Origin of the sequence: Mesoflavibacter sp., assembly GCF_964226795.1 — a bacterium.
Classification (GTDB): domain Bacteria; phylum Bacteroidota; class Bacteroidia; order Flavobacteriales; family Flavobacteriaceae; genus Mesoflavibacter; species Mesoflavibacter zeaxanthinifaciens.
Map to the genome: position 1 here is coordinate 119,559 of NZ_CAXQQP010000007.1, position 12,175 is coordinate 131,733.

A 12,175-nucleotide genomic window follows, 5' to 3' on the forward strand; every position below is an offset into this window, starting at 1 on the left:
ATAATTAATTGATTTTATTGTAATTTGTTATGCAGCAATCTATTAAGATGATTAAGTCCTTAAAAATTTCTCAAGAGCAATTGTTTATGTTAAGTGTGCTATTGGTAAACGGTGGTAATTACTTATATAACTTATTATTAGGACGTATTTTAGGTCCAGCACAATTTGCAGATGCGGCGGTATTAATAACATTTTTATTGGTGTTATCTTTTGTAGCAATGACATTTCAATTAGTTACCGCTAAGTTTTCAGTATTATTAGAGAATAATGTTTTAATCAACTTCTTAACCACAATCTATAAAAACTCAACAGCTATAGGTATTGGCTTAGGTATATTGATTGTTATTTTTTCTAGACAACTACAAACCGTTTTTAATACATCATCATCATCTATGTTTGTCATTTTTGGTGTTGGCGTGCCTTTATATTTTGTAATGAGCGTAAATAGAGGTGTGTATCAAGGTAAAAAGGAATTTAAAAAGTTATCTATAACATACCAACTAGAAATGCTTAGTAGATTGGTATTAACAATTTCGTTAATTTACTTGTTGGGTTTAAAAAGTTCAATAGTTATAGCTATTGGTATATTGTTGTCTTTTGTATTTGGTCTAATACCATTTAATACCAAAAACTTCAATTTAAACATTAAAGGTCAACTTCTAGCATCAGATAAAAAAGCTATAAAGCACTTCTTGTTAGTTACTGCATTTTACGAGCTTACACAAATTATAATCAATAATAGCGATATTTTATTAGTTAAGCATTATTTTCCATCTCATGATGCAGGTCTTTATGCATCATTAGCTTTGATTGGACGTATAGTATATTTTATAGCATGGATGTTTGTAATGTTATTATTACCAGAGGTAGTACAATTAAAAAAGGAAGGTAAAGACCCATCAAAAATATTGTTTAAGTACATATTGTATATTGCTGCAATAGCTATTACAATAATTGTAGGATGTGCTTTGTTTCCTAATTTAGCTATTACTTTATTATTTGGAGAACAATATTTAGATGTAGCACCATTATTATGGAAATACGCTACAGCAACTGGCTTATTTGCATTATCTAATATTTTTGCTTATTACTATTTGTCTTTAGATAAGTATGTGCCAGTGTTAATATCTGCAGTATTTGGTGTTTTACAAGTAGTACTAATATTTCTTTTTCATAGCACATTAGAAGAAGTGGTTTACATGCAAATCATAGCAATGGTATTACTCTTACTAGTGCAATTAACTTTTTATATAACAGGTTTAGAAATAAAATCAAAAAAGTAGTCAAACTTAACATTCTTTCCATTTGTCTACAGATACTTGCGTTTAATCTTAATACACAGAGATTTATAATCTAATATCATCAAATTTGTATTGTAATTAAATCATTTAAAATTTAATATTATGAAACTAGCAATCGTAACAGCATATCCACCAAGTAAAGTAACTTTAAATGAATACGCCTATCATTTAGTAAAGCATTTTAGACAAAAAGATCAGGTAACAGAAGTAGTTTTACTAACAGATAAAACAGAAGGTGCTAAGGATATAGATTTTGTGAAAAATGGTTGTAGAGTTTCAGTTAAAGAATGTTGGGAATTTAATAGCTACAAAAACTTATTTACAGTAAACAAAGCATTAAACCAAACTAAACCAGATGCAGTATTGTTTAATTTGCAATTTATGAAGTTTGGTGATAAAAAAGTACCTGCTGCACTAGGATTAATGCTTCCTTTAGTATGTAGATTAAAAAAGATACCAAACATTGTTTTGTTACATAATATCTTAGAAGAGGTTGATTTAGGAAAAGCAGGATTTACATCAAACAAGTTGCTACAAAACGTGTATAACTTTATAGGTACAAGCTTAACTAAGTTAATATTAAAAGCGGATACCGTAGCAGTTACAATGCATAAATACGTAGATGTGTTAAATAATAAATATAAAAGCACAAATGTGGTTCAAATACCACACGGTACCTTTGAAGTAACCGAAGAACAACCAGAATACACTTTGCCAGATGGACCATTACAAATCATGACCTTTGGTAAATTTGGAACCTACAAAAAGGTAGAGGCAATGATAGAAGCAGTTGTTAAGGTAAGAGAAAAAACTGGTTTAGATCTAGAGGTAGTTGTAGCGGGTACTGATAATCCAAATGTACCTGGTTATTTAGAAGGTGTTAAACAAAAATATAGTCATGTACCACAAGTAAGATATACTGGTTATGTTGAAGAAGAAGAAGTGCCAACTCTGTTTAAAGAAAGTGCAGTTGTTGTTTTTCCTTATACATCAACAACTGGTAGTTCTGGAGTTTTACATCAAGCAGGTAGCTATGGTAAAGCAGTAGTTATGCCAGATTTAGGTGATTTAGCACTTTTAGTACAAGATGAAGGTTATCAAGGAGAGTTTTTTGAGCCAACATCAATAGATAGCTTAGCAAATGCAATAGAAGCAATAGTTACAAATGAAGATTATCGCATATCTTTAGGAAAAGCAAACTATAAAGCAGCAACAGCTTATCCTATGCAAAAAATTGCCGATATGTATCTAGAGCAATTTGATAAACTTATTAAAAAAAAGAACCCTCAAACTAATACAGTAATAAATGCGTAATTAGCTTTTTTGTCCCAAAAACTAACTAATTTTTAATTAGTAATATACTTAAATGCAGGTTTTTTATTACCGTTTTTATCGATAAAGCCAAAATGCTTTTGAGCGTTTTTACGCCAAGGTAATCTACCAACAACCTCTTTAGGTATATTTTTAAAATCGTATAAAGTCCAAGACATAAATTGTAAATTATTTTTTGCAATAATCTCTTGGGCTTTTTTGTAATAATTAGCTTGATCTTCTTTACTATTACCAAAAGGTTTCCAAAAACCAGAGTAAGAAGAAATTCCAAATTCTTGAAGTACAAGTTGTTTGTTTTTTATTTCTTTCTTTAACGTAATAACTTTAGAGTCTAACTCTTCTAAATCTTCATAATAATGAAATGAAACAAAATCTACTTTATCTTTTAAAATAGTAGCACTTTTAGTATTTGACCAACCTATAGTTATAGGGTTTATGCTGTCTACAGATCTAACAACATCTATCATGTTATCTAGCCATGCAATAACATTAGCTTTTCCTCTAGATTTAAAATCAAGGTTAGGTTCGTTTTTAATGTCCCAAGCTAATAAAGCATCATGGTTTTTTATGCTATTTACAATAGTTTCGGCATGTCTATGGTTTAGTGTCCAATTTAAAACAGCATAGTCGCCAAAAAAATCAAATAATGTAACAATAACCTTTAAGTTATGTTGTTTTGCTATGTCTAAAGTAGTTTTTAATTGCTTAAGTTTAGTTTTGTCTACATCAGCTTTACCAAAGTCTTCATATTGGACAAAGATTCTTATGGTATTTAAGCCTGCATCTTTTATTATTTTAAAGTCTTTTTTTAAAGTATCCTTAGAGAAAAGGTCTCCAAACATAGCCCAAGGAGCATTTTGGGGATAGTAATTTATACCTTTGATATTTAACGAATCAATAGGTGGGTTTAATTTTGATTTTATTGGTGTAAAATTTTGTCTTACCGTGTGTCTTATTCGCCAAAAACCATCTTCTAATAATAATATGCTTTTATATGTAGAAGTTTCTTTGGTTTCTAAAACTAAAGAGTCTTTATTGTATACTTGCTTATATTCTAAAATATCTTTATCGGTTATAACTGCTAACTGCCCATCTTCACTAAAAAAATCTAAATTTAAGTTATGCTTAATAGTCGTAGCATTAACTCTTGTGTTATTACTAGTATTGTAATCTATTGTTTGGTATAAATTCTTTCTAGCATGGTCTGTGTAGTAGTCTTTAATTCCAGCTTTTTTATTAGAGTTATAAGCAACTTGTTTTACGTACCATGCATCTAAATAATCGTTTTGTATAGCATTTAGATTTTGATTATCCATTTTTCTGCCTTCATTATTTAGTGGTTGCCATATTACTTTAGGAAGGTATTGTTCTATTTTTTTAATTTCGGTATGTAGCATCTTACTACGATCTGCTCCTGTATTTAGGTAACTAAATAATCCGCTTATTCCAGAAACTATTAAAGCAATAACAATGATATACGATATTATTAAAATAGACCTGATTATGTTTTTATTTAAACTTACCATAGTTTTAGGTCTTTAATGTTTTTTGTTAAACCAGCTGTTTTTATAGTTAAGTTATAGATATCATCTTTATAAATATCATCTTTTAAATTAAAAGTAACATAGCCATTAAAAGAAGTTTTTTCTATAATATTTATAATGTCATTATCCTTTTTTATAACCAATTGTACTTCAAGCCCATCAGGTATAAATTGATTCATAAAACTTTTTATAGGACCAACAGTTATAGTACGGTTGTTATTAGTAATGGTGTATTGTATGTTTTTTACAACTTGTTCAAATTTTAATGCAATCAAGTTACTTTCTGTAATACCGTCTATGTAAGCCTTTATACTCCAGGAATCTTCATGATCAGGATTAATGATTTTTGCTGTAGCAATACCGTTAATTGTTGTTCCTGTAGTTTGTAGTTTATTGTTGTTTTTATCTGTAATGTAAAAAGTTACATAAGTACCATCGCTAACAATATTGTTATAATTGTCTTTTATAATTGAAGTTTTTAATGTCGTAATTTGGTTACCGTCTGCATAATTATGAGTTCTTTCTGAATATATATTAAATGGTTTAGGAATAGATGGTTTTACGAAAACAGTAAATTCCTTTGATGCTGTGTTTTTACATTCTGAAGAAATTAATAAACGTCCATCTTTATCTTTAGAATAGATATTTTTGTAAGCAATTAGATTGTCTGTTTTTATAACGTCCAAATACTTTTTATTTAAAAATTGATGTTTGATAATTACTTCTTCATCTTTTCTTATTGGATTGTCTAAACTATCTGTTGGGATAACTACAATCATACTATAGTCTGTTTTTCCTGCATTTATACTTGGCGGACCAATATAGGTTTCAATATTTTTTACTTGTTCTAAAGACTTGATTTTAATACTTCCTTCAAGAGAAGCTTTATTGTCTAAAAGTTTCCAATGTAGTATTCCTTTTTTTGATGAAAAAGATTTAGGTATTTTATACTTTAACACATTATTAGTTAAAGTAGGTTGTATAAGTGTAGAACCATAACTGTTAGTTACGTAAAGTGAAGGTTTACCGTCAGTATTGGTGCTGAAATTTAATAAAACAGAATCGTTAGCAGTATAAATATTCTTTTTATTAAGTAAGCTGTAAATAGGTTTAGATTCACTACTAAATATAGTAATGGCTTTTATGGTGATAAAAGAAAAAAGTAGCAGGTATGGTATCTTACTTTTCATTAAAACGGATTGCCAATGTATGAGTTAATTTCAACCTTAATATACTTAAAAACAGGATGATTAATAGGTTGTAAAACTTGATCTGTATGATTTGTTATTCTATCTGAAACAATTTTTCTAGCTATATCTGCATTAGGTAATCCATTAACAAAAAGGTTGTCTTTAGATTGATTTATAATTTTTATGTTGTTGTTAGTTAGTAATTTGTATTTAAAAGTTTGTTTGCGTTGTTGTCTAATACCATCTTTTATAAATTGATGATCTACCCATAATAAGTTTTTGTCTTTATCGTAGTAACTAATCAATAGTTGAGGTATGGTTACTTCTTGTATGCCTCCATTATATACACTTCCCGAAATCTTACTGTCGGTAATTTTTAAACTACTTAAAGCAACACTTTTATAAAGGTCACTTCCTGCTACATTACCAGCTGCTTGTAAGTTAAATTTTGTAGGTTGCTCTTCTAACTCAACAGGTGTAAATTCGTCAGGATTAAAAGTATCTGGTATAGAGTCTTTTGTTTTAGACCACGCTATGCCTTCAAATTCAATTCTAAAGTTAGTTGTTTCTTTAGGCATTAATTTATGCTTCATATGGTATTTAGCATTGTAGGTAGCTAGCATTTTATTATCGTCATTGTATAATGTTCCTTTAATAATTACATCTGCAGGGACATTGTCTATATTTTGTATTTGACCAATAATAGCATAGCTATTATTATTTTTTACAAGTTTTGCGTCTGTAATTTCTAAAACAGGTTGTTTTAGGACATCTTCGTGATGTGTTTGTTCTGTAGTTACACGTCTGCGTCCTTGATTATAATATTTAGTTTGATTAGCATTGTATAGTTGATCTGGCGGTAGGTCGTTATTTAGATCATCAGGTTTTAAATACCATTTACCCTTTTGTTTAATTAAAGTTTTGTGGTCTACACGCTCTATTTTTTCTAAAGGAGTAATCCATTGCGTAATTACTTTTGCAGTAGCAGTACTATCACTATGTTTTTTTATCTCAGTTTTAATCTCGTCCATCTTAGCATAACTACTCAATAAACCATCTGTTACAGACACTTCTAGCATATATTGCGCAATACTTAAGTTACTATTAGGATCTATTAGGCTATGAGCTTTTTCAAACTCTTTAAAATCTAAAGCATCATAGTAAGCAATTAAAGCGTTTTTTGGACTTAATTGAGAGTCATTTTTTAAGTAGAAAAGATAAATGCCGTAAATAATAAAACCAGCAAGAAGTAATGACCAAAGATGTGTTAATCGTAATATATTATTGTTAAATTTTTTAAAAACAAAATTATGTTTTAAAAACTCAGGTAATTCTTTTTTACGGGTTTTGAGCATAATAACCCAAAGCATTTGAATATTTAAAATAAATGCAACTAATACAGTTAAAAAAGGCATTATGCCCCAATGTATTTTAAGCCATTTAGCAACGTCTTCTTTCGGCAAAATAGAAGACACAGGAGGAATATTTAATCGCTCCCAAACCATTATACCATTTTCTAATTGTCTTAACCGCTGCCAACCACAAAAGTATAGAATAGGGTCATAAAACTTATCGTTAGAAAATATGTATTTTAAATTATATTTTTCTGGAGTTGTTAAAAACTGTTGTAAAGACCCAATACCAGCTACGCCTTTAAATTTTGAATTTTCAAGACGTTCTATAGGTCTTGTGGTTAATTCTGGTAAACGCCTTGCAGAATGATAATTGCCATCTACAGTCATTGCACTAGTTTGTGCACTTAGCCAAGCCATTTGGTCTCCAAATCCTAATGTTAAAAAACGCCATTTATCATGGTCGTCTTGATTTAAAAAGTTAACAATAGGTAGCATTTTTATTTTTTGAGGTTGAGAAGGTCTAAAATACCCCAAGCTCATTGTAAAAATTACCATAAATACAAATAAACCAGCTAGAATACCGCCTATAATTCTGTGGTAAACTGCACCAAATTTTTGTTGAATTAGTGCTTTTAAATCACCTTCTACAAAACGATAAGCAAATTCTCCTAACAAAGGAATAGACATTATAGAAGCCCAAAGCGTAAACCTGTCTAAGGTTAAGATGTTAAAAGCGGTTTCGCCTAACATTTTTAAGGGTATTGGTGTTGTGCCTCCAGTACCTAATATGGTACAGATAGTTATAGAAAGCCCAAAAAACAAATATCGTTTACTGTAATATCTATAAAAAATATAAGGTAAAAGCACTAATAAAACTCCCCAAGGAATTAAGAAAAATACTAATCCAGAAGAAGTTACTTCTAAAAAATTATCTCTAGATCCATGCGGTATTGGTACTTGAGTTATAGGGTTAGTCTTAGAATTTAACCAATACGGAATAATGCATCCAATAATTAAAATTAACGAAGAAAAACCAAAAACGACAATGCGTTTAAATAGCTTAAAAAAACTATTTAAAAACACTTTAAAGGTAACAGCTTTATAAGATCCAGTTTTATCTTTAGATACATCCATTAAGACCATTCCAATTAAAGGAAAAATAAAAAAGACCATCCCAAAAATAGGCGTTACATGGTGGGAAGTAACTGTAACAGATATTAAAGATAAAGATGTTGCTAAATACCATTTCTTACCGGTTTTTAGCCATAAGTAGATTTCTGGTAAAGCATGCATCAAAACAGAAACACCAACAATGCTAGGTAATTGACCAAAAATATGTAAAGTCTCTACAAACGAAGAAGAAAATGTAGCAAGCACACAAGCATAACCAGCTATTTTTTTACTAGAAGTAATTAATAACGAAAATCTGTATGTACCAGTAATAAATAAAACAATAGCAATTAATGCTACTGTAAACATGCCAAACTTAAGTCCGCCAACATAAGATAATAAAGCAATAGATTGATGTACTAATGGCGGGTAGCTTTGTACTGTAAAACCTGTGTACCACTCATAATTCCAAGGTTCAAACCAACTATTAGCATAATGATCTGCAAAAAATAAATGAATTAACGCATCATAAGTATATTCTAAAGTAAAAAATATAGAACTACCATGAAAAGCTAAACCTAAAAGTAAAGCTGCAATTAAAAATTTATTAGACGTTTCTTTCATCAATAAAGCAAAATCTTTATGAGTGTAAATATAATTAAATAAAAAAAGGGTTTGATTTTTAATTATCTATACTATTTAACCATTCGTCGACACATAACAATAGCTTAGACTAAAACCAACGTTTAAGAGCTTCATAATAAGCTACTTTTGAACCGTAATCAACAATAAAACTCATATCTCATGAAAATTTTAGCTATCGACGATCAACAACTAGTCTTACTTCCACTGCAAAAGAGACTAACAGAGTTAGGATACGACGTAAAAATAGAAACAAACGGTACATCAGGTATAGATACCTTTAATAGTTTTCAACCAGATTTAGTAATAGTAGACATTAATATGCCAGGTGTACCTGGGTTAGATGTTGTAAAGTATATAAGACAAACTAAAAATTCTAATATACCAATTGTAGTACTGTCAGGAGATACACAAGATAAAACCATTACAGATGGTTTTGACTTAGGGATAGACGATTACATGAAAAAACCTTTAAGCCTTAACGAAATTAGTGCAAGGATAAAAAGGTTAATAGGAAAACCAGAAACTAAAGCAGTAGAGTCTTCATCAGACGTGGTTATACAAGAGCGTTGCGTTGGTGTTGTTATACCATGTTATAATGAAGAAGAACGCTTGTTAAGTAATGAGTTTTTAAACTACATAGACAAGTACTCTGGTTATCATTTATGTTTTGTTAATGACGGTAGTAAGGACAATACCTTAAAAGTATTAAAAGATTTACAAAAAGGAAGAGAAGACTTTATAACAGTTTACGATTGCGAAAAAAATGGAGGTAAAGCCGAAGCTGTAAGACTGGGTATGTTACATATGGCTAAAAAAGACGATTTAGATTACATAGGATTTTTAGATGCAGATTTATCTACAGATTTAGCAGATTTTGATGATTTAGTAAAAACTATAGAAACATCAAACTTTAAAATTGTTAGTGGATCAAGGATCTCTAGAATGGGAGCAAACATAACTAAAGAGTCTGCAAGAAAAATAATAAGCTTAACGATTAACTTCATCATAAGAAAGATCCTAAAAATGGACTTTAAAGACACACAATGTGGCGCAAAGATTTTTAGTAAAGATGTTATTCAAATAGCATTTGGAGAAAAATTTGTAACGCAATGGATTTTTGATGTCGAAATTTTTAAAAGAATGAGTCACCATTTTGGTTTAGAAAAAGCAAAAACTTTATTGTGCGAGCAGCCATTAAAAAGATGGATACACGCAGATGGATCTAAATTATCAATGAAGGATTCAGTAAAAATAGTTATGCAGTTAGGTCAAATTGCATGGGTATATAGGTCTCCAAAAAGTAAAAAAGTAAATAGCGCTTCAAATTTAAAGACTATATAAAAATATAATTTTAAGATGAAAACAGGTGTAATAATAATATTTCACAATAATGCAAAGGATATAAACCCTTCTATATTTATAGAAAATATAATTAAAGTCTCAGACTTAAAAATATGTTTTGTTAACAATAACAGTAGGGATAATACAGCTTTTATATTAGAGATCATTGCCGATCGTTGTGATAATGTTTCACTTGTAAATATAAAAAAAACAAAATCAGATATATCTGCAATTAGAGCTGGAGCAAGGTTTATGAATAGTCACTATAACTTAGATAAAATAGCCTATGTTAGTACAAATTTACTTAATACAAAATACCATGGTCTTAATGCTTTAATACATGCAATTGTAGATAATCAAGAAGATATTTTAAATTACAATAAAAATGTTTTTCAAGGTAAGAAAAATCATAATTCAATATTTAAAAGCATGTTTTCTTTAGTAGATTATTTAAAAACATTAAAAACTAATAATGCTTTTATTAATCTTCAAAGATTAAGTAAATTATGATTTATTAATTTATACATTTGCTCTCAAATATTTAAAATGAGCGTACTTCAAATGTTAAAAGATAGAAGTCAATCAACTTGCGAGTTGTGTGGATCTTCTTCAAACTTACAACAATACACAATTCCACCTTCGTTAAACGAAAGCGTAGACACTTGCGTTTTGGTTTGTGACACATGTTATAATCAAATTGAAAAAAACACCGATATGGATCCAAACCATTGGCGTTGTTTAAACGATAGTATGTGGAGCGAGCATGTTGCTGTCCAAATTATGGCATGGCGTATGTTACAACGATTAAGAGGAGAAGGTTGGCCAAAAGACCTGTTGGATATGATGTATTTAGATGAAGATGCTTTGGCATTAGCAAGAGCAACAGGAGAAGATAAAGACGAAAGCGAAAAAATTATACATCGTGATGTTAATGGTGTTTTACTAGAAAACGGAGATAACGTTGTTTTAATAAAAGACCTAAAAGTAAAAGGTTCTAGCATGGTTGCCAAACAAGGAACAGCTGTAAGGAACATACGCGTAGATCACGAAAATGCTAATTATATTGAAGGTAAAGTTGGGGGACAACAAATTGTGATTATCACAGAATATGTAAAAAAGAATTAATATTTTTAAAGTGAAGAAAAGCCCGATTTTCTAATTGAAAATCGGGCTTTTTTTTATAATAGTTTTTGCTGACTTTTATAAAAAGCGTCTGCTTGTAACTGCATAAGCTCTCTAGCTTTTTTTCGTTTAAATTGATATAATTCGTCTTCTTCAGATAAATCTGTGTATACTTTATCGTTAATTTTAAAATCAGTTTGTAAAGCTAGTTTACGCTCTTCAACACGTTGTTGTACTAATGTTTTTACAGCAGTTTCTTGATCTTCTAATTTAAAATCATATTCACTTTTAGGTGAAATTAATTTTGCGAAAATCGGTGCTGTTTCAATAGCTAAAAATAATAGAAATATAAAAAACGAAGGTAACCAAGGTAATTTGTTTAAGGCATTAACACGCGCCATTAATCCATCAAAACCATCAATAATAGGTTGTGTATTATTAACTTGTGTTTGATAGTTGTTTTGAAGTTGCTCTAATTGCGTTTCGATAGCTGCAATTTTTGCTTTGTTATCTGTTTTTAGTTGTTGTAATTGGGCTAAAGCAGCATCGTGTTTGTCTCGTTTTTCTTTATAAACAGGACCTTTACCCAGTTTTTTTGTTCCTGCAGTACCTTCGGCTTCACTAATATAGGTGTCGTAAAGTGCATTTACTTCGGCTTCTTTGGTGTCAATTTCGGATTTTAAATCTTCGATGTTTTGCTTTAGTTCTGTTTCTTTAGGAGAAAATTGAAGTGCAATTTGTTCTTGATTTTCAAGCGTCATTGCATTTTTTTCTTCTAGTAAAACTTGGTTGATTTCTTTTTCAAAAATCTTCATCTCTAAAGGTTTTGATATAACTATAGCGATAATTAAAGCTAAAATTAGTCTTGGTAATGCTTGTAAAAATTCATCTAAAAAAGAATCTCTTTTCTTAATTGTAGAGACAATAAAACGATCTAAATTAAAAATGAGTAATCCCCAAATTAGTCCAAAAAAGATGGCTGTAAAAAGATTGTCAAAAACGGTGTAAAGCGCATAACCAGAAGCGATAAAAGCCATTAGTGCTGTAAAAAAGACCGTTGCGCCAATACCTGCGTATTTGTTTTTTTCGCTTGAAGAAGCATTGTTTAGGATGTTAATATCTGCGCCAGAGCAAATAATAAAAAATTGTTGTAACATGATGTGATTGTGTTTTGATTGATGATGATCCTTAGACTGTACTCAGGACAAGTAGTTATTAGAACGCTAATTATGCTG

The 12,175-nt window shown here is 29.7% G+C and carries 9 protein-coding genes; 5 read left to right on the forward strand and 4 right to left on the reverse strand.

The features are described from left to right. Positions 1 to 29 precede the first annotated feature (29 nt). Together ACEQT4_RS05815 and ACEQT4_RS05820 are read left to right on the forward strand one after the other, a co-directional pair. Positions 30 to 1,283 carry an oligosaccharide flippase family protein gene (locus ACEQT4_RS05815; RefSeq protein WP_372521210.1) on the forward strand — a complete coding sequence of 418 codons (1,254 nt, stop codon included), beginning with the start codon at positions 30 to 32 and terminating at the stop codon, positions 1,281 to 1,283. 120 nt (positions 1,284 to 1,403) lie between these two features. Continuing rightward, positions 1,404 to 2,615 (forward strand): glycosyltransferase, encoded by a 1,212-nt coding sequence (locus tag ACEQT4_RS05820; RefSeq protein ID WP_370226496.1) that lies wholly within the window; start codon positions 1,404 to 1,406, stop codon positions 2,613 to 2,615. 32 nt (positions 2,616 to 2,647) lie between these two features. On the opposite strand, the gene ACEQT4_RS05825 is transcribed toward ACEQT4_RS05820, so the two are convergent. Genes ACEQT4_RS05825 through ACEQT4_RS05835 form a run of 3 tightly spaced genes read right to left on the reverse strand, consistent with a single transcriptional unit; the run spans position 2,648 to position 8,456 of the window. Next, entirely contained in the window at positions 2,648 to 4,159 is a 1,512-nt protein-coding gene (locus tag ACEQT4_RS05825) for a glycoside hydrolase family 2 TIM barrel-domain containing protein (protein WP_370226497.1), read from the reverse strand. Continuing rightward, positions 4,153 to 5,367 carry a hypothetical protein gene (locus ACEQT4_RS05830; RefSeq protein WP_370226498.1) on the reverse strand — a complete coding sequence of 405 codons (1,215 nt, stop codon included), beginning with the start codon at positions 5,365 to 5,367 and terminating at the stop codon, positions 4,153 to 4,155. The genes ACEQT4_RS05825 and ACEQT4_RS05830 overlap by 7 nt, the downstream gene beginning before the upstream one ends. After that, positions 5,367 to 8,456 carry a hypothetical protein gene (locus ACEQT4_RS05835; protein ID WP_370226500.1) on the reverse strand — a complete coding sequence of 1,030 codons (3,090 nt, stop codon included), beginning with the start codon at positions 8,454 to 8,456 and terminating at the stop codon, positions 5,367 to 5,369. Before ACEQT4_RS05835 ends, ACEQT4_RS05830 begins: the two co-directional genes overlap by 1 nt. Before the next feature lie 180 nt (positions 8,457 to 8,636). On the opposite strand from ACEQT4_RS05835, the gene ACEQT4_RS05840 reads away from it, so the two are divergent. The 3 genes from ACEQT4_RS05840 to ACEQT4_RS05850 are packed head-to-tail and all read left to right on the forward strand — an operon-like array spanning position 8,637 to position 10,943. Next, positions 8,637 to 9,818, forward strand: coding sequence for a response regulator (locus ACEQT4_RS05840; protein WP_370226501.1), 1,182 nt, complete (start codon positions 8,637 to 8,639; stop codon positions 9,816 to 9,818). A 15-nt stretch (positions 9,819 to 9,833) separates the two neighbouring features. Then, a complete protein-coding gene (locus ACEQT4_RS05845) occupies positions 9,834 to 10,328 on the forward strand; it encodes a glycosyltransferase (RefSeq protein ID WP_370226502.1) in 495 nt (164 codons plus the stop codon). Between the two features lie 36 nt (positions 10,329 to 10,364). Then, entirely contained in the window at positions 10,365 to 10,943 is a 579-nt protein-coding gene (locus ACEQT4_RS05850; RefSeq protein ID WP_027880946.1) for an alkylphosphonate utilization protein, read from the forward strand. A gap of 53 nt (positions 10,944 to 10,996) precedes the next feature. Here ACEQT4_RS05850 and ACEQT4_RS05855 read toward each other — a convergent pair whose 3' ends face one another. Continuing rightward, complete coding sequence (locus ACEQT4_RS05855) at positions 10,997 to 12,097, reverse strand: DUF4407 domain-containing protein (protein WP_370226503.1); 1,101 nt, start codon at positions 12,095 to 12,097, stop codon at positions 10,997 to 10,999. Positions 12,098 to 12,175 lie beyond the last annotated feature (78 nt).